The organism is Lactococcus sp. bn62, assembly GCF_029492705.2.
GTDB classification, from domain to species: domain Bacteria; phylum Bacillota; class Bacilli; order Lactobacillales; family Streptococcaceae; genus Lactococcus; species Lactococcus petauri.
The window spans coordinates 981,543-1,005,434 of sequence record NZ_CP120417.1 but is presented as its reverse complement, the minus strand read 5'-3'; the positions used below and the strand labels follow the sequence as shown (position 1 = coordinate 1,005,434).

At 39.7% G+C, this 23,892-nt stretch carries 20 protein-coding genes; 5 read left to right on the top strand and 15 right to left on the bottom strand.

What is annotated here, in order from left to right:
- Positions 1-94: 94 nt before the first annotated feature.
- The 3 genes from P3G65_RS05325 to P3G65_RS05315 all read right to left on the bottom strand — a co-directional run bounded on the left by P3G65_RS05325 (position 95) and on the right by P3G65_RS05315 (position 2,344).
- Positions 95-706, bottom strand: coding sequence for a WxL domain-containing protein (locus P3G65_RS05325; RefSeq protein WP_019292571.1), 612 nt, complete (start codon positions 704-706; stop codon positions 95-97).
- Positions 707-910: 204 nt separating this feature from the next.
- Positions 911-1,591, bottom strand: coding sequence for an acetolactate decarboxylase (locus P3G65_RS05320; protein WP_019292570.1), 681 nt, complete (start codon positions 1,589-1,591; stop codon positions 911-913).
- Positions 1,592-1,612: 21 nt separating this feature from the next.
- Positions 1,613-2,344, bottom strand: coding sequence for an epoxyqueuosine reductase QueH (locus P3G65_RS05315; RefSeq protein WP_019292569.1), 732 nt, complete (start codon positions 2,342-2,344; stop codon positions 1,613-1,615).
- 552 nt (positions 2,345-2,896) lie between these two features.
- On the opposite strand from P3G65_RS05315, the gene murT reads away from it, so the two are divergent.
- On the top strand, positions 2,897-4,246 hold the full coding sequence (gene murT / locus P3G65_RS05310) for a lipid II isoglutaminyl synthase subunit MurT (protein ID WP_019292568.1): 1,350 nt from the start codon (positions 2,897-2,899) through the stop codon (positions 4,244-4,246).
- Complete coding sequence (gatD, locus tag P3G65_RS05305; RefSeq protein WP_019292567.1) at positions 4,246-5,037, top strand: lipid II isoglutaminyl synthase subunit GatD; 792 nt, start codon at positions 4,246-4,248, stop codon at positions 5,035-5,037. Before murT ends, gatD begins: the two co-directional genes overlap by 1 nt.
- Before the next feature lie 33 nt (positions 5,038-5,070).
- Here gatD and P3G65_RS05300 read toward each other — a convergent pair whose 3' ends face one another.
- The 5 genes from P3G65_RS05300 to P3G65_RS05280 all read right to left on the bottom strand — a co-directional run bounded on the left by P3G65_RS05300 (position 5,071) and on the right by P3G65_RS05280 (position 11,331).
- Positions 5,071-7,728 carry an FtsX-like permease family protein gene (locus P3G65_RS05300; protein ID WP_019292566.1) on the bottom strand — a complete coding sequence of 886 codons (2,658 nt, stop codon included), beginning with the start codon at positions 7,726-7,728 and terminating at the stop codon, positions 5,071-5,073.
- Positions 7,729-7,732: 4 nt separating this feature from the next.
- Entirely contained in the window at positions 7,733-8,434 is a 702-nt protein-coding gene (locus P3G65_RS05295; protein WP_019292565.1) for an ABC transporter ATP-binding protein, read from the bottom strand.
- A 113-nt stretch (positions 8,435-8,547) separates the two neighbouring features.
- Entirely contained in the window at positions 8,548-9,372 is an 825-nt protein-coding gene (nadE, locus tag P3G65_RS05290; RefSeq protein ID WP_019292564.1) for an ammonia-dependent NAD(+) synthetase, read from the bottom strand.
- 2 nt (positions 9,373-9,374) lie between these two features.
- Positions 9,375-9,863: a GNAT family N-acetyltransferase gene (locus P3G65_RS05285; protein WP_019292563.1), complete on the bottom strand. Its 489-nt coding sequence runs from the start codon at positions 9,861-9,863 to the stop codon at positions 9,375-9,377.
- 4 nt (positions 9,864-9,867) lie between these two features.
- Positions 9,868-11,331 carry a nicotinate phosphoribosyltransferase gene (locus P3G65_RS05280; protein ID WP_019292562.1) on the bottom strand — a complete coding sequence of 488 codons (1,464 nt, stop codon included), beginning with the start codon at positions 11,329-11,331 and terminating at the stop codon, positions 9,868-9,870.
- A gap of 267 nt (positions 11,332-11,598) precedes the next feature.
- On the opposite strand from P3G65_RS05280, the gene P3G65_RS05275 reads away from it, so the two are divergent.
- On the top strand, positions 11,599-12,186 hold the full coding sequence (locus P3G65_RS05275; protein WP_019292561.1) for a nicotinate-nucleotide adenylyltransferase: 588 nt from the start codon (positions 11,599-11,601) through the stop codon (positions 12,184-12,186).
- Positions 12,187-12,197: 11 nt separating this feature from the next.
- Here P3G65_RS05275 and rnr read toward each other — a convergent pair whose 3' ends face one another.
- The 7 genes from rnr to P3G65_RS05240 all read right to left on the bottom strand — a co-directional run bounded on the left by rnr (position 12,198) and on the right by P3G65_RS05240 (position 22,197).
- Positions 12,198-14,225 (bottom strand): ribonuclease R, encoded by a 2,028-nt coding sequence (gene rnr, locus P3G65_RS05270; protein ID WP_255566842.1) that lies wholly within the window; start codon positions 14,223-14,225, stop codon positions 12,198-12,200.
- 57 nt (positions 14,226-14,282) lie between these two features.
- The gene (locus P3G65_RS05265) at positions 14,283-15,395 is read right to left on the bottom strand and encodes an FAD-binding oxidoreductase (protein WP_019292559.1); all 1,113 of its coding nucleotides are present in this window, start codon (positions 15,393-15,395) and stop codon (positions 14,283-14,285) included.
- A gap of 84 nt (positions 15,396-15,479) precedes the next feature.
- Positions 15,480-16,004: a dihydrofolate reductase family protein gene (locus P3G65_RS05260; RefSeq protein WP_019292558.1), complete on the bottom strand. Its 525-nt coding sequence runs from the start codon at positions 16,002-16,004 to the stop codon at positions 15,480-15,482.
- A gap of 128 nt (positions 16,005-16,132) precedes the next feature.
- The gene (locus P3G65_RS05255; protein WP_019292557.1) at positions 16,133-16,300 is read right to left on the bottom strand and encodes a hypothetical protein; all 168 of its coding nucleotides are present in this window, start codon (positions 16,298-16,300) and stop codon (positions 16,133-16,135) included.
- An 18-nt stretch (positions 16,301-16,318) separates the two neighbouring features.
- On the bottom strand, positions 16,319-17,632 hold the full coding sequence (gene obgE, locus P3G65_RS05250; RefSeq protein WP_014024644.1) for a GTPase ObgE: 1,314 nt from the start codon (positions 17,630-17,632) through the stop codon (positions 16,319-16,321).
- Positions 17,633-17,884: 252 nt separating this feature from the next.
- Complete coding sequence (locus P3G65_RS05245) at positions 17,885-21,022, bottom strand: AAA family ATPase (protein ID WP_040086293.1); 3,138 nt, start codon at positions 21,020-21,022, stop codon at positions 17,885-17,887.
- A 2-nt stretch (positions 21,023-21,024) separates the two neighbouring features.
- Positions 21,025-22,197, bottom strand: a complete 1,173-nt coding sequence (locus tag P3G65_RS05240) for an exonuclease SbcCD subunit D (protein ID WP_284071351.1) — start codon at positions 22,195-22,197, stop codon at positions 21,025-21,027.
- Between the two features lie 187 nt (positions 22,198-22,384).
- Here P3G65_RS05240 and P3G65_RS05235 point away from each other — a divergent pair, with 187 nt between their 5' ends.
- Complete coding sequence (locus tag P3G65_RS05235; protein WP_019292554.1) at positions 22,385-22,846, top strand: GNAT family N-acetyltransferase; 462 nt, start codon at positions 22,385-22,387, stop codon at positions 22,844-22,846.
- 102 nt (positions 22,847-22,948) lie between these two features.
- Entirely contained in the window at positions 22,949-23,890 is a 942-nt protein-coding gene (locus P3G65_RS05230) for a UbiA family prenyltransferase (RefSeq protein ID WP_040086295.1), read from the top strand.
- Positions 23,891-23,892 lie beyond the last annotated feature (2 nt).

The following is a 23,892-nucleotide window of genomic DNA, read 5'->3' as shown; positions in this document are numbered from 1 at the left end:
TTTCAACCTCCACTAAAAAATAAAAGCAAGAACCGACAAATCTTAAGTTTTGCCCGTACTTGCTTATACATTTTCATTTATCCGACAACAAAGATTATGCAGTTGGAGCGACGGGTTGTGAAGAACTCAAGTTCCAGTTGATTGTTGTTTCAAAAGCATCATCAGCTGCCAAGTTTGCCTTTGGATTTGCGCCCAAAGATAATTTAGCATTTTCTGCAGAAATAAGGAATTCATCTTTACCATGCGAACCATTACCTTTTGCAAGTTCTACAGGGCTCTTGTCATCTTTAATCACACCTGTAAAATCTTCTCCTAAAGTACCGACCGCTGAAAGGTCTAAAGCTGCACCTTCCAATGAAGTTTTAGAATTTGTAAATTTATCCATATTAGCTGTCAATGTCCAGTCTGATGTACCCAAACATGTATCGCTAACTAAAACTTTTCCTTCAGCTTGAGCTGCTTTTCCAGTGAACCCTGAGTAAATTGAGCTGGCTTCAAGAACACCATAGTTGAAGCTTGGTACTTCTTTCAATGTTAACGTGCCGTTATCTGGATCCGTTGGATTTCCTGGATCTTTAGCGGTAATCGTGAAGTTAGCAGTAGAATTTTTTGCCTCTGCTTCATCCGCGAATCCTGTAGTAGCTGAAGCCATCGTCATGCTAGCCAAGATTCCCATACCCATCGTTGCTAAAAATGCTTTTTTCATAATAAACATCTCCTCTATAAATTTTTATAAGATTATGTGAATCCACCTTGAATAAACTCACTTCTTTATTTTATAATTTATCTTGCAACATAATTATATTTATTTGTGGGAATTTACCTCAGCTCAAGATAAACTTTACGATTTATTTCACATAGAAATTTTAACGACAAAAAACTACCTTTTAAAGGTAGTTTTTATCTATTATTACTCAAAGCGCATAGCCTTGAAATTTTCATTTTCTTGAGGAAATTCCTGTTTCATTTCCCCCACTTGACCAACTTCAATGGTAATTTGTCCAGATAAGAATTCTGTCAAGTGACCGCCAAAAGTCTTGTCATCACTTAAAAAGTGTAAATGAGCACCATCACCATACAGATCTTCTAAAAACTTAGGCGACCAGATACCAACAATCGTTCCCGAAATGTTTTTTTCGGTAAAATGAGGCTGTTCAGCCAGTATTTCCAAATAATTTTTCGTATTCTTTGCAGGTTTAGAGCTAATTTCCACCGACTCAAAGTGTCCAGTCATTTTTAGACTGTAAGCTGTGTTCCGTGTTGGGAATTTCTCTGTCAGATCATGCAAGGTTTGCATCGTCAGTCCATTAACTTTATAAGTCGCAAAAGGTTGGTGATCAATCACTGCAACATACGGTAAAGTTTCATCTGGCTTAACTATGCGAACCTGATTTTCAGAATTTCCGTGATAGGCAGTGCCATCAAGAATAATAACTTCTCCATCAGCACCATCTAAGGTACCAATACCAATTTGTCCATATTTTAAAGCTTCTCCAGCAGTTATGGTCCCTTCATAAAAGCCACCATACAGGGTGTTAAAAGAACCATGCTGAAAAATTGCACTCATTTTATTTATAAAACTTTTAACCATGCAACAATTATAGCATGTTCTTTATTTTTTGTCGCCTACTTTATTTATAAATTTTACAGCACTTCTATTAATTTCTTTGAGGTCAATTCCTTGTTGACGTGCTGCAAAGACACAGCCACAATAGCATTGGCGGTAAATATCGTATTCTTTGCACATCTCTACGGAACGTTTCCAGCCATTGTTTTTCTTAAAGTCACTAGGCAAGTATTGGACAGCATAGATTTTTTGCATATCTAAGCCTATTTCATTTATGAGTTGGCCGTTCTTTTTGGGGCTGAGCGTGAGTGCCGAACCAAAATAATCATAACCTAACTCTTGAGCTTTCTCTGCGACAATATCTAAACGCATTTGAAAACAAGCTGTGCAACGCGAACCACCTTCAGGTTCTTCTGCGAGCTGATGCAAATTGACCATCTGCATAAATTTATTGGGTTCATAAGGTGCCGCAATAAACTGAACATTATTTCCTGTTTTTACATTAAAGTCTTGAACAAAATCAGCCTGCACTTTCTCACGCCTTTCGTACTCGGCACGAGGATGAATATTCGAGTTCGAAAAATAAATTGTCACATCAGCATTTTGACAAAGATATTCTAAACTATAAGTTGAACAGGGTGCACAACAGGAATGAAGCAAAATTTTGGGCCGAAGACCTTCAGCCTCCCAGCTTTCACGCATTTTTTGATAAACCCGATCATAATTTACCTTTTGATTAGGATTCATCTTTTGCAGAATTTCAGTCGCATTTTTCATGCTTTTATTTTAGCATATTTTGAAGCTTTCTTGCTTGTCGTTTAACACCTACAAAACTCCGTTCTTTCAATTTTGTACTTTTTATATTATACTAAGAGGAGGAACTCTCAAAACTCCTACACCCCGCTCTTGGCAATGTCCAAGAGCTTTTTTTGTTGTAATTATACTATAACATGGTAGCTTTATCGTGAGCTGGCCTCTCAAAAACGAAAGGCGACAATTTTTATCAATATATGAAACACTTTCATTGATGATTACAGTGGTTAATAAAAACGATAAAAAATAACGTCCTACTTTAGTCGAGAAGACGTTATTTTTAACTAAAAATCGGCTACCGTTCCTAATACGGCTGCATGGGTCTTGTTAGCGCAAGTCCTTTTCTTTATATTTATTATAATACAGTGCTCTCCTAAGAGCAAGAAAAACGAAAAATCTGATGAAGTTAGAACACCCCACACAACTTCTTATTACCTTGTTTATCAGCAAAAAAATATCTTTTCCAACGAGAAGTTTATCCTCCTCAACACCGCAATCTATGGTATAATATCATTTATGACTATGAAAACTTCATTCGCAACTTTAGCAGGAAAGAGTTCACGCTTAGTTTTAGAGAAAATCTTTAAGCGTGGAAGTACGCTGCCTGGTAAGATTGCTTTAAAATTTGATCCTGAAATTTTAGCTACATTAACAAAAGATTATGAAATTATCGTTGTGACAGGGACCAATGGTAAAACCTTGACCACAGCGCTCACTGTCGGTATACTCGAAAAAGCTTTTGGAAAAGTTGTCACAAATACTTCTGGTGCTAACATGATTACTGGGATTACTGCTACTTTCTTGACAGCACCTAAGGTTAAAAAAGGGAAAAAAGGCTTTGCTGTTCTGGAGATTGATGAAGCATCACTGCCAAAAATCACCGAATACATTAAGCCTTCACTTTTTGTTTTCACAAATATTTTCCGCGACCAAATGGACCGTTACGGCGAGATTTATACAACTTATGACTTTATCGTCAAGGGAGCCGCTAATGCACCTGAAGCCACTGTTCTTCTCAATGGTGATAGCCCGCTCTTCCATTCACGTACTTTGGTAAATCCCGTCAAGTATTATGGTTTTGACCATGAAAGTCATGCGCCTGAACGTGCGCATTATAATACTGAAGGGGTGGTTTGTCCGGAATGCCACCATATCTTAGATTATAAGCTCAATACATATGCTAACCTTGGCGATTACATCTGCCAAAACTGCGGGTTCAAACGTCCTGAGCTGGATTACCGTGTTTCTGAACTCACAGAAATTACCAATACTTCTTCTCAGTTTGTCATTGATAATCATTCTTATAAAATCAACGTGGGTGGGCTCTACAATATCTACAACGCTCTTGCTGCTGTTTCTGTCGCTGAATTTTACGGTGTACCTGCTGAAACTATCAAGGCAGGTTTCGAACAATCTAAAGCCGTCTTTGGCCGTCAAGAAACCTTTAAGATTGGTGATAAGTCCGCTACTATTGTCCTGATTAAAAATCCTGTTGGAGCAAACCAGGCACTGGAAATGATGAAACTTGCTGATTATCCATTTACCTTGGTTAGCTTGCTCAATGCCAACTATGCTGACGGTATTGACACAAGCTGGATTTGGGATGCTAACTTTGAGCTGGTCCATGACATGGATATTGACCAAATCTTTGTTGGTGGTGTCCGCCATAGTGAAATGGCTCGCCGTTATCGTGTTTCTGGATTTGACGAAAGCAAAATTCATGAACTTGAGTCGCTACCCCAAATCCTTGATGCCCTCAAAAATGAAGCAGATCAGCACATCTATATCCTAGCAACCTACACTGCAATGTTAGAAATGCGTGAGTTGCTTGCACAAAACAAGATGATTGGAAAGGAGATGCACTAATGGTTTATACTTCTTTAACATCAAATTTAGAAAATCCTAAATACAACCTTCATGTTGCCCATCTTTATGGGGACTTGATGAATACTTATGGCGATAACGGTAACATCCTCATGCTTAAGTATGTCGGCGAAAAATTAGGCGCTGAAATGACTTTTGACATCGTTTCCCTTGAAGATAGCTTTGATCAAGATTTTTATGACCTTGTCTTCTGGGGCGGTGGTCAAGATTATGAACAAGAAATCATCGCGGACAGCTTCAAAAATATCACAGCACCACTCAAATCCTATATTGAGGCTGAAAAGCCTATGCTTGCCATCTGTGGCGGCTATCAAATGTTAGGTCAGTACTATATCAATGCTGCTGGCAACAAGATTGACTGTACCGGTATCTTGCCGCACTACACCAAAAACCTTGGCAATGACCGTTTTATTGGTGATATTCAAATTCATAACGAAGAGTTTGGTGAAACTTATTATGGTTTTGAAAATCACTCGGGAATTACCTATCTTGGTGAAGGCGAAAAAGCTTTAGGTAAAGTGGTTTATGGTGGCGGGAACAATCCCGACGATGACACCGAAGGGCTACACTATAAAAATACATTTGGTACTTACTTCCACGGTCCCATCCTTTCGCGCAATGCACGCTTGGCCTATCGTCTCATCACAACTGCCTTGTATCAAAAATACGGGCAAGACTTGGAACTTCCAGCCTTCGAGGAAATTCTCGCCCACGAAGAAAAAGGACAACAAATCACGGATGCCAAACGTAAAGTTGAACATTACGAACATTAAACTAAAAAACTGTAGAATAAATCTACAGTTTTTTTAATCCACAGACTTTAATGCACCCAGCATATCGACATTTTTGAGTTTCAGATGGACGACAATACTTAAGCCTAAAGTTGTGGCTAGGGTAATGAGTGTTGAGAGCAACAGGTTACTCCATAACAGATTAGGATTAAACATAATCATATCGGTCGGTAACATGGTAATAATCACATGATGGAAGTAAGCCCCTAAGCCAAACCCAGCTAATATTCCCATAAAGCTCAGTAAAATCGTTTCACGATAAATGTAAAGTGTCACTTCACGATCATAGAAGCCCAGTACTTTAATCGTTGACAACTCTCGAATTCGTTCAGAAACGTTGATATTGGTTAGATTGTAAATAACAACGATAGCCAATAGAATAGCACAGCCAATAAGCACAAACATGACACTGTTAATACCGTGTAAAAAGGCATCAATTGTATTTTGTAAATCACTATTTTGCGATACAGTGAGCGCCCCAGCATTTCGCATAAAGTCTGCCGCAGCTGCTTGACTTTTATCCCTTGATGTATCTCTAAGCTTCAAGAGATGCGCATTTGCCTTTATCGGTGTTTCAAACAGCGCTTTATACTGGTTTTGATTCATAAAAATATAGTGCCCCATATACATCTCGGTAATACCTGCAACTTTTATTTTTACTGTTTTATCCTGATCGTTTTTTAGCGAAATGGTCTGTCCAATTTTTGCTCCAAGCAGTTCTGCCAGTTTTTCACTTATTACTGCACCATCTTTTGGTAATGCCAGTTTCTCCTGACTTACACGATTACGCAGTGTTACAAACTGCTTAAAGTTTTCTTCCTTCTCCGGAACCATTAAACTAATATCCTGACGATTATCGTTAATCGTTTGATGCAGTTGTTCAAAGTGAACTGGAGCGTAAGACTTAATATTGTCTGACTGTAAAAACTGGTCAAGTTCATCTTGCTCCTGTTTATTCAAGTTATCCTGAGAAACCGCAAGCATATTGTAGTGTAAAATTTCACCAAACTGCCGTTGACTCAGCCCTGAGATAGAATCACGGATACCAAAGCCCATAACAAGAAGTGCTGTACACCCCGCAACCCCAACAATAGTCATCAACATTCGCTGTTTGTAACGGAAAAGGTTACGTGCTGTCACTTTATAAGTAAAGCTCATACGATTCCAAATCGGCTTGATTCTCTCCAAGAAAATACGCGAACCTGCTTTAGGTGGTTTGGCTAAGAAAAGTGCTGCTGGTGCGCCACGCAACTCAGATTGAGCCACCAAATAAGCGGGCAAAACGGTACAGGCAAGCGCAATAACAAAGGAAACAAGCGTCCAGAAAGGTGAGAAAGTCAAAATCAATCCTGAAAATGTAGAGGAAGCCGAATAAGCGTTAAATACCACATGAGGAAGCACAACATGACCTAAAATAACACCTACAGTTGCACCGGCACAGGCTGAAACAGCTCCATATACGATAAATTTTTTCCGAATTTGAGCATTGGTGTAACCCAAGGCTTTAAGTAATCCCATATTGCCTCGTTCTTCTTCCACGAAACGTGTCATCGTCGTTAAACTGACAAGAACGGCGATCGCAAAGAGCACGACGGGAAAAATGTTTGAGAGGGCATCGATACGAGTGGAATTATCAACAAAGGTTTGATAGCCCGGGTTTCCTTCTTTTCGATTATTTACGGTATATTCTGGAGCTTCAAGCGCTGCTAGTTTATCTCTCTGTTCTTGCAGTTGAGTTTTACTTTCTACAAGTTTTGCTTTACCTGTATTCAAACTTTCCTGCAGGGCTTGGAGTTGAGGATTTTCACCAGCTAGAGCTTTTTGTTGATTAAGCGCATTCTGTGATTCTTGCAGTTTTATTTCTTCTGCTTTCAGTTTATCTTGGGCTTGTTTTAGCTGGGCTAGTGGCTCTTTTCTTATCTCCGCTAAACGCTTTTCAGGTTGTCCTTCCAAAAGATTTTTAAGCTTTTGTTGGTAATAGTCTGAGCGTTCCGTAAATTGTGGATCATATGGACTAAGGCCTTGCATGGTTTTAAAACTCAAGCGTGCAATCATATACACATTTGACTGAAAAGCTTCAGGAGGAACAACGGCATAGCCGTTAAGCTGTCCCGTTCCTATATTGGTCGGACCGTATAGACTTTTATCAACAAATTCACTTGATTTGACAAAACCGACCAACTTAAACTCATGGTTTTTTAGAAGATATGATCCCTCATTTTTTTCTTCGGTTACGCGGATTGTATCGCCAAGCTTATACTTGTCTTGGTAGAGAAAATCAAGGGCAATTTCATTGCTTTTTTGGGGCATTTTTCCTGCAATGAGCTCATAAGTCGAAAGGTTGTCTGCTTGCGAGAAAATACGCAAGGAAGTTTTCTTATCGGACAGCAAAACATCACGAAAATAGCCAAAATCCACCGTTTTGAGTCCATCTGCCTGGCGAATAAGCGCTTGGTCCGATGCATTTAAACCCATCGTTGAGGTAACACTCAAATCTGCCAAGTGATGCCGCGCATAGAATTCCTCAGCCGTTGCCCTCATATTTGGCCCAGACATTTTTAAACCGACAAAGGCAAAGACCCCTAAAGCCATGAGGGAGAAAATAGACATGAAACGTCCAAAGGATCCAGTAATCGACCGTCTTATATTTTTATTGAGGATTTTTGTTTTCATCGAATCACCACTCAATCGTTTCGATATCTGCCGGACTGTCGTTGACTGTAATCTCCTTGACCCGACCATCATGGACATGAATGATACGGTCCGCAATTTGACTAATGGCAGCATTATGGGTCACAATAATCACTGTTGCACCCTGAACGCGCGACATGTCTTGCAGTATTTTCAGTACATGCTTGCCTGTTTGATAGTCTAATGCTCCGGTTGGTTCATCACAGAGAAGGATTTTGGGATTCTTAGCGATAGCACGCGCAATAGCCACACGTTGTTGTTCTCCCCCCGAAAGTTGTGAGGGAAAATTATCCAAGCGATGACCCAAGCCGACATTTTGAAGAACTTCTACAGGATCAAGCGCATTTTCGACAGTCTCTGAAGCTAATTCGACATTTTCCTTGGTCGTCAAATTATTAATCAAGTTATAAAATTGAAAAACAAAACCAACATCACGTCTACGGTAAGTAATCAGTTCTTTAGCAGACAGCTCCGCAATATTTACACCATCAATTATCACTTGCCCTTCATCACTCGAATCCATGCCGCCTAAAATATTTAAGATTGTGGACTTACCCGCACCTGACGTTCCTAGGATAACTGCTAGTTCTCCTTTCTCAATTGCAAAGTTTACGTGATCATTGGCATAGATTTTCTCTCCACCGGATTGATATATTTTTGATTCATCTTTTATCTCAATATAGGACATAATATCCCTCCTGTAAGCGTTTGTACTACTCTATTATACCATACTCTCAACCCTCATTTTATTGATTTACGTATAAAAAAACGCCAGCTTAATCGCTCACGTCTTCTTATATATTATTTCCAAAAATCATCAAAAACGGTAATAGGTAAGTGACGTTTGTGTTCCGTTTTAAGATACCAATTTTCGATTTTTTCTTGTGCCTCGGGGCTGATTGATCGTCCTTCTGTATAGTTGTCGATATCCTCATAAGTCACGCCCAAAGCAACTTCATCTGCCAAACCGGGCTTACCATCTTCCAAGTCTGCTGTTGGAACTTTTTCATAAAGAGAAGGTTCGGCACCCAAAGCAGCGAGTAACATTTTACCTTGACGTTTATTGAGACGGAAGAGCGGCAACAGATCAGCGCCACCATCACCAAATTTCGTATAAAAGCCAGTAATATTTTCAGCTGCATGATCTGTTCCCAAAACAGCACCTTGCATCCCTCCAGCAACCCCATATTGACTAATCATGCGTTGACGGGCTTTGATATTTCCTTTGTTAAAGTCAGAAATCTCCACACCAGTCGCTTCTAAAGCCGCAACTTGAGCATCAACAGCTTCTTTGATATTCACAACTAAACTTTTATCTGGTTTAATAAAGTCCAGTGCTCTTTGCGCATCATCTTCATCTGCTTGTGTACCATAAGGCAGACGAATAGCTACAAATGTATAAGCTTCGTTTCCCGTTTCTGCACGCATTTCTTCCATGGCAATCTGTGCCAAGCGGCCAGCCAATGTTGAATCTTGCCCTCCAGAAATTCCTAAAACATAGGTTTTAATAAACGGATATTTCTTTAAGTAGTCTTTGAGGAAATCCACTGATTTACGGATTTCTTCTTGTGCATCGATTGTTGGTTTAACACCTAGTTCTTTGATAATTTTTTCTTGTAAAGACATATTCACTCCAAAATTTTAGCCATATAAAATTCATCAACCCATTCATCATTGATTTTAAGAGATTGGCTACGTACTCCTTCAATCACAAAACCGTTTGTTTTATAACATGAAATAGCTGCACTGTTGTTCATTGCCACCGTGAGTTCTAAACGTGAAACTCCTTCTTTACGTGCCCATTCTTCTAAAGCTGCAAAGAGCCGGCTCGCAATCCCTTGACGACGATAATCCTTAAGCACAGCAATGACAATTTTAGCACAATGTCTATTGCGACGGTAAGTGCCCCGATAGGCAGCTAAGAAGGCAACTAATTCACCTTGATCATTGTCGGCGCCCATCAAAAAGTCCGTTGAGGCAACTTGATTGGCTAATTCATGAAGTTTAGTTTTATGTTCGTCCGGTTCAACCAGCATAAAGTTATTTTCTTGAAAAATTTCCATTTGGAGCTGACCAAATGCTTCAGCATGTCCTAATTCAATATTTTTTATTCTCATAGTATCAATCCAATTTCATTCCAGAAACCTTGGTGCGTACTTGACTAATCAAACGCATCTTATGGTTCCATAATTCTTGTGATAAGTCAACGGGATATGGTTGGGGATTGAGGTTGCGCTTATATTCATCCCAAAGTTCGGTCAAGTTGGCTTCAGCAAAAGTTTTGATTTCTTCTAAGGTAGGCAAAGGATAAACTTGCTGGCCTTTGACAAAAATTTCTTTAAGTAGGGGTTTAGCAGTAAAGTCACGTACATTTTTATTAATAAAGGTATGCACAGGATGGAACATATAGATTTCCTCACTCTGGTCTGGTCTTTCACCGTCAAAAGTAATATAATCTCCTTCAGACTTACCGTCACTTTCTCTTGTGATACGCCAGATTTGCTTTTTCCCAGGCGTGGAAACTTTCTCTGCGTTGCTCGACAGTTTGATGGTGTCTTGCATTTCGCCCTGATCATCCTCCATTGAGACGAGCTTGTAGACAGCACCAAGCGCAGGCTGATCATAAGCCGTGATGAGCTTGGTACCTACACCCCAAACATCAATCTTCGCTCTCTGCATTTTCAAGTTCAAAATTGTTGACTCGTCCAAGTCATTTGAAGCATAGATTTTGGCATCAGTAAAGCCAGCTTCATCCAGCTGCTTACGTACTTTTTTCGAGATATAGGCCATATCTCCAGAGTCAATGCGGACACCTTGGAAATTAATTTTGTCACCAAATTCACGTGCCACACGAATAGCTGCGGGAACACCAATGTTCAAAGTATCATATGTATCCACAAGGAAAACACAATCTTTATGTGTCTGTGCATAAGCTTTAAAAGCTTCATAATCGTTGCCATAGCTCTGAACTAAAGCATGAGCATGTGTTCCGCTTGGTTTAATGCCAAAAATCTTAGCCGCACGCACATTACTTGTGGCATCTGCACCACCAATATAGGCCGCACGTGTCCCCCAAATAGCAGCGTCCATTTCTTGGGCACGGCGTGTACCAAACTCAAGCAAAGGATCATCACCAATCACAGACTTGATGCGTGATGCCTTGGTTGCAATCAGTGTTTGGAAATTAATGATATTGAGGACAGCCGTTTCGATAAGCTGACATTCAGCCAGCGGTCCTTCTATCTGAACCAAAGGTTCGTTGGCAAAAACGAGTTCTCCTTCTTGGACAGAGCGGACTGTACCTGTAAAGCGAAGCTGTGCCAGATAGTTCAAAAAATCCTCAGGATAATCTAAATCACGGAGATAAGAAATATCTGTTTCGGTAAATCTTAGATTGTTCAAGTAGTTAACCATGCGTTCCAGACCTGCAAAAATAGCATAGCCGTTTTCAAAAGGCATTGAACGGAAAAAGACTTCAAAAACAGAATTGCGATTATGACGTCCAAGCTCCCAATAGGTCTGCATCATATTTATTTGGTAAAGATCTGTATGTAAAGTTAAACTATCGTCTGGATATAGTGACATGGTGACTCCTTTTATGAGTGACAAATTATATTCTAACTCTATTTTAACAAAATTTGACGGTAAATTGTATTGTCATCACCTTTATTTACAAATATTCAGGGACATTTCTATCTTCATGTTGAAATTATCTCAATGCTTCTTAAATTCTTCATGAGTTTAAACTCAATAAATTATTATTTTCTTATTTGAAAATGCTCATGTGACTGATGAAAGTGGGCTTTTCTGGTATAATATGAAAAGAATTAAAAAGGAGCTATATATCCACTAATGGAACAAGCAAAAAGAAATAAAATCGGAATTTTGGGCGGTAACTTTAACCCGGTCCACTTTACCCATCTGATGATGGCTGATCAGGTCGCTCAACGTCTTGAATTAGATAAAGTTTGGCTCATGCCCGAGGCTCTTCCTCCCCATATTGATGAGAAAAAAACAATCTCGGCTGAGCATCGTGTGAAAATGCTGGAGCTGGCGATTGCAGATAGTCCACGTTTATCACTTGAGTTGGGAGAAGTTGCACGTGGTGGGAAATCTTACACCTATGACACGATGAAGCACCTCACTCAAGCTTATCCAGATACTGATTTTTATTTTATCATTGGTAGCGATATGGTGGAATATCTTCCGAAATGGTACAAGATTGATGCCTTACTTGACTTGGTTCAGTTTGTTGCTGTTCAACGTTCAACTGAAGCTATTGAAAGTCTTTATCCTGTCCAATGGGTGGACTTACCTCTTTCTTTTGCTTCCAGTACTTCTTTACGTAAGATGTTTAAAGATGGAATCGAGCCGGTTTACCTCATGCCTCAATCTGTTATCGATTATATTAAAAAAAATAAGCTCTATCTTGAAGGATAGAACTTTTTTTATTATTCTTCAATAATTTCTTCAAAATCAACGGTTCCCTTACGTTTATTGGCTGAAATGACACGAATTTTTAGGACATCCCCCATACGATAAGTTTTCTCAGATTTTTTACCTTTGAAGATATCTTCTTCTTCATCGAATTCAATGGCTTCTTCAACACCTGTGTGAAGATTGACCGTACGAATCAAACCTTGAACCGTATTATCAAGTTCCATGAAGAGGCCAAATTTTTGAACACCAGTTACGGTTGCTGAGTAAACTTCACCGATATGATCTTGCATGTACTCCGCTTTTTTCATAGCATCCACGATTCGTTCCGTCACAACTGCGCGATGTTCCATATCAGAAGACTGTTTAGCGATTTCAGGTAAACGTTCTTTCCATTCTTCTTTCGTACGGTTTGAGTGATCTTTTGGATAAAGATGAAGTAAACGGTGCACAATCAAGTCCGGATAACGACGAATCGGACTGGTAAAGTGGGTGTAGTCTGTCGCAGCTAATCCATAGTGCTGTGTATTTTTTTCTGAATACAGAGCTGTCGACATCGTGTGGCGTAATTGATACGTTAGTGTTTTTTCAAAAGCTGTTCCTTTAATCTCTTCCGCAAAGTAATTTACAGCTTCATGAGAGTTTGAACTCAAGCTAAAGCCCGCATCAGCAGCCTTTTCCATTAATTTAGCAAATGCTTTTTCTTTCGGCTTGTCATGTACGCGGTAAAGTGACGGCAATTTTTTCTTTTGGAAATCAAGGGCAACAGTTTCGTTGGCTGCCAACATGAAGGATTCAATCATACGTTCTGCTGTACCACGTTCACGTTTCACAACATCAATCGCATGTCCTTTTTCATCCAAGATAACTTTTGCTTCACTTTCGTCAAATTCGATCATGCCACGTTGATGACGCATCTCTTCGAGTAGCGCGTGAAGTTCCCCAGCGATAGCGACAGAATCTACAATTTTAGGGAATTGCTCTAGACTTTCGCGATGTCCTTCTTGCCCTTTATTGAGCATCTTGTTTACTGTTGAATAAGTCATACGATAAGTTGTCTTAATCACAGACGGACCAATCTTATAATTGATAATTTTACCGGAATTATTGATTTCCATCACACAGGACATCGTCAACCGCTCTTGCGCTTCATTTAGTGAACAAAGATTATTGGACAGCTTAACAGGTAACATTGGCACGACACGATCGGTAACATAGACAGATGTAGCACGTGCAAAAGCTTCCTCATCCAAAGGTGAACCGTCAGTGACATAGTGAGAAACGTCAGCGATATGAACACCCAGTTCATAATTTCCGTTGTCTAACTTCTTAACATGAATGGCATCATCCAAGTCTTTAGAATCTTCGCCATCAATCGTATAAGTGATTTCTGAGCGATAATCGTCACGCCCTACAAAATCTTCTTCCGTTAATTCTTCTGGGATTGCTTCGGTCTGAGCCATTGTTTCTGCTGTAAATTCTTGCGGAATTTTCATAGCGCAAAGCACTTCCAAAATATCAATCCCCACATCATCCTTGTGTCCGATAATTTCTAACATTTGACCTTCAAATGCTTTATTTTCATCAGGATGTTGCGTTACTTTGACACGGACAACATCACCTTCTTGTACTTCAGGCAGCGGTTGCTTGATGTATAAAGGATCTGTGATTTTATCATTGTAGAGTTGAATCGTGCCTTTGTAGCCTGTAAGTTTGCTTTGACGGCTAGATAAGCTTTGATAGCTCCCAACAGTTTCCGTCACTGAACGTTTTGTGATTTTGATTATCTGTCCATCTGCACCACGTTTAGCATTTTTTTGATGAAGCACACGAACAAGGACTGTATCTCCATCCATTGCTGATTTGGTGAATTTTGGTGAGATGAAAATGTCATTACTCTTGTCAATCGCATCGAGCGGGTTCACAAAGCCAAATCCCTTCGGATGCTTATGAAAAACGCCTTCAACTTCGTTTTTTTCAGGTGTATTAATAATTAAATCTGATATTTTTGCCATTATTATCTTTCTGTTTTTTAAATCTATCTTTTCTATTATAACACACCCTACAAGACGTCTTTTGTTTTGAAATGTTTTTTAAGCTCATTCTTCTTTTTTATTCACATAGAGATTCATTTCCTTTTGATAATGACTCATCTCCCATTTTGAATTATCTGCATTTAAATGTTGCGCTAAAAGATAGGCAATGTAAGGTCCTGTAGTTAGTCCTGAGGAACCTAACCCACTCGCAATATTCAAACCTCTCTCTTGTACTATAGGTCCAAAGAAGGGAGCAAAATCAGCAGTGTATGCGCGGGTCCCGACACGATAGCTATAAGCTGTGTCTGCAAAATAATCTTCCTTTAAGAAGGTCTGCACGCCTTTAGTCAGTTGCTCAAAAGCTTCTTGTGTCGGTTCTAAATCCCAACCTGCTTCATTTTCATGCGTTGCGCCCAAGAGTAGACGGCCATTTTTAAAAGGAATCAGGTCGGCTTCACCTTCTAAGAAAGCAACCGGCCATTTCTCTGTTTCAAAATTGGTCTCAAAAGACAACAGTTGCCCTTTCTGGGGCGAGACCTTGGCTGTATAACCCAGTTGATCCAGTAAAGTTTTCAATGCTGGTCCCGGTGTCAAAACAAGTTCATCTACTTCCACCTCCTCTTGCACTGAAGTCACACGCCATTTTGCCTTCTCCTTCTTGACTTGGGCTTCTTCGCTTATTACACGAACACCGCGTGTTTGGGCACGTTCCCGAAGATGTTGCAAGTAAGCTTTTCCATCAAGTCGTGCGCCTCCAGAGATGTATAAGCTTTCGACAGGTTTTAGCAAAGGCAGCATGTCTGTCGTTTCTTCTTTGGTGAGATGGCGCACTTCCCCAATCTCTGGTGCCGTTGCACGTCGCTCTAAAGCAAGCTGTTCGAGGTCTTGAAGCGCTTGTGGACTTCTGACGAAGAGCGTCCCACACTTTTCGTAAATGTTTTCATCTAAACTCAAGTCTTTGACCAGTTGCTCAAAAAAGGCAGCACCATCTTTAGCTAAAGCATACCATTGTTTGTTTCTTCGTTTGGACAGCCAAGGAGAAATAATCCCTGCACTGGCACCTGTCGCCTGATGTTTGCCAGAATCAAAAACTGTAATGTCAAATTTTTCTGTATCTAAGTAATTGGCCAAGGTCATGCCGATGATGCCGCCACCAATAATCGCTATTTTTTTCATAAATTTATTATTCCATATGGAGTATTTTAAGTCAAATCCATATTTTAGCTTTAAAAATTTCCTAAGAGAGAAAATATATTTTAACTAACTTTTCGCTTTCGTTTTGCGCTTATAAGCCAATTCAACAAATTGTCCGTATCTTGTTGTTCCTTGTAACTCTAAGTCTGCCGCATAATTACCTTGTGGAAAGAGCGGGATACCTTCTCCCAAAATAACTGGAGCAATTGTTACTTGGTACTCGTCGATAAGGTCAGCTTCCATGAAATCCTTAATCAGCTGACCGCCACCAACTAACCAGATTTCTCCTTGAAGCTCTTTGACAAATGATGTTAGATTACTTGGATGCACAAACTTGATATTGGTTTTGTCTTCCCAAGTTTGTCTTGAAAATACATAAGTCATTTTATCCTCATAGGGCCATGTTTCTAACTTTTGATCTAAAAGCCATTGGTAAGTTCTGCTGCCCATGATAACAATATCTACAGATGAGAGAAATCGCGATATACCATTGTCTCCTTCTCCTTCAACAGCCATCAGCCAATCCAAATTATCCTGCTTATCAGCGATATACCCGTCTAATGTTTGGGCGATAAAAAGTTTTACTGCCATGTGTTCTCCTTTTCGTTTCTTAACTTGCTTCATTTAGCTTAGCAAGACTAAATTATAAATTCAAGCTAATTGCTCTTGTTTTCTCCCATGTTATAAAAATAAAAACCATGAAAAACATGGTCTTCTTTTTATTCATCTTCTTTTTCGTTTGTTTCTTGTGCAGCTTTAGAGAGGCGGAGTTTACCTGAGGGATTATATTTCTTAATCAAAGCATCAATCCGTTCATCTGTCCAAAAATCTGCTGAGGCAATAAATTCACCGTTTTCATCACGGTCAGAAATAATCTTAAAGCCCATCTCAATCCTCCTACGCTATTAATCTACAAATTCAAACTCAAATTTCTCGATACGTACCAAATCACCATCACGTGCACCTGCTGCACGAAGTTGTTCATCAACACCCATTGAACGGAGTTGACGCGCAAATTTCATGACAGATTCGTCACGGTCAAAGTTAGTCATCTTGAAGAGTTTCTCAAGCTTAGTACCAGACAAGCGCCAAGCGGCATCATCATCACGTGAAATACTGAATGGTTTTTCTTCTTCTTCAAAGCCATAGTATGCTTCTTCATCGATGAAGTCTTCGTCTTCATACAACAAGAATTCTGGTGTTTCAGCTAAGAGTTCACTTGTACGTGCCAACAGACCTTGCAAGCCTGTTTTTGTTAGACCAGAAACTTCAAATATTTGAGGCATTTCTTGCCCTTCAGGTAGATTTTCAGCTAACTTTTTCTTGAAATCTGCAAGAATCTCTGGCGCATCTGGCATATCCATTTTGTTGGCTACAATCAATTGTGGACGTTCAAGCAAGCGAAGATTGTAACTTTCCAATTCCTTATTGATGGTTACATAATCTTCGTAAGGGTCACGTTCCTCGATGCCTGACATATCCAAAACATGCAAGAGAACTCGTGTACGCTCGATGTGACGTAAGAACTGAATCCCTAAACCTGCACCTGAGTGTGCGCCTTCAATCAGTCCAGGCATGTCCGCCATAACGAAACTGTCACCGTAGCCGATTTGGACCATACCAATATTTGGTGTGATTGTGGTAAAGTGATAAGCTCCAATCTTTGGTCGTGCATTAGAGACAACACTCAAAAGCGTTGATTTACCTACAGAAGGGAAACCTACTAAACCAACATCAGCAAGGACGCGTAATTCAAGCATAAGCCATTTTTGCTCCCCTGGTTCACCGTTTTCAGCAACTTCTGGTGCAGGGTTACGTGGTGTTGCAAAGCGAATGTTTCCACGTCCGCCACGACCACCTTTAGCAACGACAAACTCTTGACCTTTGTCAATCAAGTCCACAATTACTTGTCCTGTTTCATTGTCTTTGACTGTGGTTCCTTGCGGAACTTTAACAATCAAATCTTCTGCTCCACGTCCGTGCATCCCTTTGTTCATACCTTTTTCACCTGGTTTCGCACGGAAAATACGGTTGTATTTAAAGTCCATCAGAGTAGAAAGCCCTTCATCGACACGGAAGATAATATCACCACCGCGTCCGCCATCTCCACCAGCAGGACCACCGTCTGGTACGTATTTTTCACGACGGAAAGCGACTGCTCCGTCTCCACCTTTACCAGCTCTTACTTCAATTCTAGCTGTATCTAAAAACAAGCTCATTTTTATTTTTCCTATTTCTTCCTAAAAGCATGCGCTCTTCTATTTGGTTCGAGTTCGATTTTCCAGCAGGACTAAACTTCATCATTTTTTACTGCTGTTTGCTGGAAAAGCTTTTTCCCATACATCTCACTCCACACTCCTTTGTGAGTAGAGTTTTGAACTCTACTATTTTACCATATTTCATTGTTTTTCTCAAAAGGCTACTTTGGAAAGCAGTCGGAACTTTTTATCTTGATTTCTGACTAAAAGATTTTATTTCGAAAAGAGTTTTACCTGACTTCGTCCGTCTCCGACTTTTTCGACACGTAGTTGCTGTGCGATTGAATCTTTCATTTCTTCTACGTGACTGATAAGGCCAACAAGACGATTTTCTCCTATTTGTTCGAGCGCTGTCATGGCTTTTTGGAGTGTTTCTTGATCAAGTGAGCCAAATCCTTCATCGACGAAAAGTGCTTCTATTTGAACCCCTTGCGCAGAATTCTGGACTACTTCACTCAGCGCTAATGCTATTGACAGAGCAGCAATAAAGGTTTCTCCACCCGACAAAGTATTGGATGAACGTGAGGCGCCTGTCTCATTATCATAGATGCTGATGTCCAAGCCATGATCGCGCCTTTTATTGGCGGATTCTTTGGCCAACTCAAAGCGATAGCGGTTATTGGAAAGTTGATTGATGAAATGCTGGTTAGCATAAATCAAAACTTTTTCCAGATAATGTTGGACAACAAAGGTTTCAAGCTTGAGCTTATCTCCTGTTTTTCCTGCTATCGCATTGTAGAGCTTAGTCATTTCACGCGCCTTATCCGCTGCCTTTTCTTGTGTCTCAAGTATTTGTTCAATCTTAGCAACCGTTGTTTCGAGTTGTTGTCGTGTATTGGATAGCTCAATAACTGTCTTTTGCGCTTGGCTATAGCGCTCGTTTAAGGCTTGCTTTTCTTCTCTCAACTCAGTAAGATCAGGTCTTTGCTTACCGCTTAATTTTTCCTCATACTTTGCTAAAGCACGATTCAAGCGTTTCTCTTCAAGTTCATAAGTATTAATAAACTTGGAAATTTCAGGAAGTTTATCCTCTGCAAGCCAATTTTTCAGCGTGACTAAATCACTGGTCCAAGCATTTGGGGCTGCCAATGCTTTGTGGATAATGCGCTGTCCTTCTTGAAGCTTCAGTTTTTGCTCTTCAATACGCATCAGACGTTCTTCATGTTTTGCTTTCTGTTCTGCATAACGCTTTTCAAGGGCAATTATCTTCTCACGCACCTCTTGGCACTCTGTATAATAGTTATCGACTTCTTGGCGCAATATAACCTTCTGCTCTTTTAGAGCTTGACTGGATTGCAGTTGCCCAAACTCAGCTAAACTTTGAGCGATTGTTTCGAGCTGTGCCTTGACTTTATCGCTCTCCTGAAACAACCCTTGACGTTCAGCTTCTAAGTTTTCTACTAAAACAGACAGCTTGTCTTTTTCCAGAGAACGTTCTTTTTGTGCAGTGCTTTTCTGCCTATAACTGTCTTCTCGAGCTTGAAAAATGATATTGAGCTCTTGGCGACTAAACACTTTAGGAAAACTGTCTTCATGTGCCTGACAAAACTGACTGTAGGCTTGGTCAAACTTCTGCTCCATTTCTTGCAGTGTTTCAGCTTTTTCTGCAGCTTTTTTTTGAGCCATTTCAAGTTCGCTTTGAGCCTTTTCTTGCCTTTCTTCTGCAGCAGCAAAGGCTTCTTGAGCTTTGTCAACTTGTTGCATAGCTTCTTTTAAGTCATCGTCAGAAACATCAAGCTCAACATGTGATAAAGGATGTTCTGTAGCACCACAAACTTTACATGGTAAACCATCTTCGAGTTCCTTTTGCAGTTGAGCAATCATGAGACTTTGACGTAATTTTCGCTTTTCCTGATAACTTTCCTGTTTGAGCATGAAATCTTGCTGCAGTGTCGTAATGTTTTCCTCAGCAAAGTTTAATTCCTTTTGTGCAAGTTGATTTTCTTGTTTTAAGCGCTCCAAATATTCTGCTAAGGGAGAAAGTTGCTGGTGAAAGTCCAACTTTAGACGACTTAAAGCATCTTTTTCCGCCTGCAAGATACTCTCATCAAGGATCTCTTTTTGTAATTGTTCAAGTTTGACTTGTGCTTCTTTTAGGGGCACATCTGTCTCACTTTGCTTAAGCTGCAAGTGGACAATCTTTTTCTCCAAATCTTTTTTCTGCCGGATAAGTTTTTCTGCCTGCTCGGCTTGCGTAATCGTGCGAGTCAGCTCTTCAATATCCTTATCTTTTTCTCCAAATTCTGAAGCTTTCTGATCTAAGTCTTGCTCACGTTTTTTCACTTCTCCAAGTATTTTCTGCTCTTGCTCGGCTTTTGAGCGATAATCAGCTTCACGTACTTGGTTAGCTTCTAATTCTTTTTCAACCTCTTCCAAGTCACGTAAAATATCCTTAAATTGTTGCGCCCAGCTGCGGGCTTCGTAGGCTTCTTTCTGTTGCTCATAGAGCGCTGCCTGCTCTGCTATTTTTTCCTGATATTCTTTTTGAGTCTTTTCTGCTTCAAGGAACTCTTGTTCCAGCAGCAAGGCATCTTCGTAAGCTTTATCGACAGTTTCTACTTGTTGCTGCGCTATTTTTGCTAAGTCACGAGCCTTGCTTTCTTGCATCTGCTTTTGCTCTAGAAATTCTGTCGCTTTTTCAAATTTTTCCTTATCTGGACATTCTTCCAAAGCCTTGGCTTCTTCCTCCGTCCAGACAGAAGAGCTATATTGGCTTTGCAAGATTGAATCAAGAGCTGCGTTTTCTTGATTGTTTTTTGTGTATTGATTCCGCACTTCCTCAGAAAAGACCGTAAAAATTGCCGTACCAAAAATTTTCTTCAGAATTTCTTCTTTTTCATTGGTGGCTGATTTTAAAAAACGTGAGAAGTCATTTTGTGGAAGTAAAATGATTTTCTTGAACTGCTCGGCGCTGAGGTTTAAAAGACCATATATTTCACTGGCAACATCGACCGGTTTTGTAGCCAAGCTGGCTTGCTCTATGCCAAATACCCTATCTACAATAGCTAAGCTGGCTTGACTTTTTTCCGTCTTAGTACCTGTCCCTCTTTTCTTAAAGACTTCTTGCTCAGGACAGCGTTGTACCTTATAAAGAAAGTTACCTTGCTCAAAATAGAAAATGACTTCGGTATGTTGGTCTGGTTGTGCAAACTGGCTGCGCATTTCTCTCGCTTCACGATCTCCTGTCGTCTTGTCAAAAAGAGCATAAGTCATTGCATCAAAAATCGTAGATTTTCCGGCACCCGTATCGCCGCTAATCAAAAATAATGGTGCTTCATCTAAAGCTCTAAAATCAATTTCCGAGTGAGCATGAGGTCCGAAATAATTCATTTCTAAGTAAATTGGTTTCATGTCTACTTCTCCCCTCTCAAGTCAATAAAAGTTTCTTCGATAAAAGTTCGCTGAAATGGACTAAGTACCTCTCCTGCCACCTGTTGGTAGAAATTTTGCACGATTTCTTCCTCACTCATCATTTCCATATTTTGATGGGTTTCATGCTCTATGATGCGTTCTTTATCTTCATAATCCAGTTCGACAATAGTGCCATAGATTTTCTGAAGTTGGGCACGTAAATTTTGCCCAGCATGAGCAAAGCGGTCAAAGTTTTTAATACATATAGCAAACCAAGCAGATTCTAAAGGTCGTTGCTGGTAAAACTCTGGATCAATAAGCGTTTCCCACTCTTCAGCAAGAGCAACCAAATCCGTCTGCGGTTGAATTTCGAAAAACTCAGTCTCAACCTTATCCGCCACATTTACGATATAATAGCCTTTTTTCGTTTTCGCTTCTTTGATATTAAATTTGACAGGACTTCCTGAATAACGCACTGTCTCACTGGGTGAAGCATGATGTGTATGAATATGCCCCAAAGCAACGTAGTCAAAATCCACAAACTGCTGGACTGTGACAGTAGCTAGCCCCCCAGCTTTGGACTTGGTTTCACTTGTCAGCTCAATCTCCTGATCTGCAGAAGGGCTCACAGCAAAGTGAGTCACTAAAATTTGTTTTTTCTCAGGGTGAAAGGCTTCTCGCATTTTTTCAAGTACTAGTTCTAATGCCTGAGACAAGGTTTTAATTTCTTTCACTTCCTCTTCCGGCATACCCGCTTGTAAAAAATAAACACGCGCATCAGCTGGATCAAAGTAAGGAAGCAAGAACATCTGAATCTCCACTGTTTCAATGGGTACAAAAGCTTCTTCTAATAATGTATTCAAATGCAAATGGTTAAATTCCATCCATTCACGCCCATAATTTAGTCGTCGTGCTCCGTCGTGATTTCCCGAAATTGCATAAATAGGAAAATTCTCCTGAATATTCATTTCTCGCAGCATTTCGTTAAAGGTCGTCACAGCTGCTGCGCTCGGAACTGTCCGGTCATAAAGATCTCCTGCAATAATGATACCGTCAACCTTTTCTTGCTTGGCTGCGGCCAGCATAATTTTAAAGGCGTGCTTTTGCTCTTCTAAAAGACTCCAACCGTTCAAGGTTCTGCCAATGTGCCAATCTGATGTATGTAAAAATTTCACTAATTTCAGCCCTTTTCTACTTTTTTCGCTTTCTCTATTATACCTCATAAAAGTTAAAGACAAAATAATGGGGAGATTTCCCCATGTGGCCAATATTTATACATCACTTCTTTATCCTCGCCTATGGTATAATTTAGGAAAAACTAAGCTCACCCATACCAGATGTTTTTTTAAATTAAGGAGAATTATGCTAAAACTTATTGAAATGACACAAGAAAGATTTCAACACTACATGCTCTCCGCCGTAGAAACCTTTGCTAAAGAAAAAGTCCTAAACGGTACTTGGGCTGAAGAACAGGCTTTTTCAAAGGCTCAGGCAGAATACAATTTACTCCTGCCTGAAGGCCTCCAAACCCCCAATAACTATTTTTATTCTATCCTTGAAAAGGGAGAAGTCATTGGTTATATTTGGACGGCTCAAAGTACAGACAATGCTCGAACTGCTTTTATTTATGATTTCGAAATTTATGAAGAATTTCAAAATCAAGGTTTCGGCTCTACGTCTCTTGAATTAATTAGTTTACAAGCTAAACAACTTGGCTTTTCATCCCTAGCTTTACATGTCTTTGGAAGTAACTCTAGAGCTTTACACGTCTATAAAAAAATGGGTTTTGAAATTACTGATATTAATATGCAAAAAGAATTATAATTTAACTTTTTACTGAAGAGATTTGAGTACTTTAGCTTGGAGCACTGTCTATCTTTCTTTCCAACTAAGAATGCCTCTTTTTTTTGTGATATAATTCTCATTATGAACGTCAAAACATTTCTTAACTTTACAAGAATCCAAACCTTACCCGTGGCTCTGCTTTCGCCACTTGCAGGAATTATGTTCTCGCTATGGTATTTTCACTCTTTTCATCTTTTACCAACCCTTCTTTTTCTGATCGGTCTTGCTGCCATCAATCTTTTTGTTTCCGCATGGAATAATTTGATGGACTACCATAAAGCGCTGGATCCAGAATATAAAACCCAGCAAAATATCATTAGCAATCGCAATATCAACCCTAAGTTAGCACTAAAAATTTGCCTGCTCTTTCTTTTCATCGATATCGTAGTTGGGCTTGCAGTTATGCTTATCACCAATCTTGCCATTTTACCCGTTGGCGGCCTCTGCTTTCTTGTAGCAATCTTTTATACATATGGCCCCTTTGCTTTCAGTCGCTTTCCTTTAGGTGAATTTTTAGCTGGCCTATGTGAAGGATTTTTCGGTTTCTTTCTCGCTGTGTATATTAATTCTTATGATTTACAGTACTTTTTCATTCAATTTGACGGCTGGAAAATGAACTGGACGTGGGATTTTTCCCAACTTCTTCCGATTGTTCTCATAGGTATTATGTGTTTCTGTCAGAACTTCAATGTCATGCTTTCCGATAACATTTGTGATTTGGAACAAGACATTCGCAATCAACGTTTCACCTTACCTTATTATCTTAAAATTCCTGCCAGCTTAGTACTTTATAAAGTCATGTATATCATTCCTGCTCTTTGTGTTAGTCTAGCGATAATCTTAGGTATCTTGCCTATATGGTCTGCCTTAATGCTGCTCATCCTCTTCGAGTTGATTCCTAATATGAAAAAATTCCTCCACAAGCAAGTCAAAAGCGAAACCTTTCATTATCAAATTAAAAATCTAATTCTTTACAATGGCAGCTTGGCTTTGACTCTGTTTATTGCTATTATCTTTAACTAAAA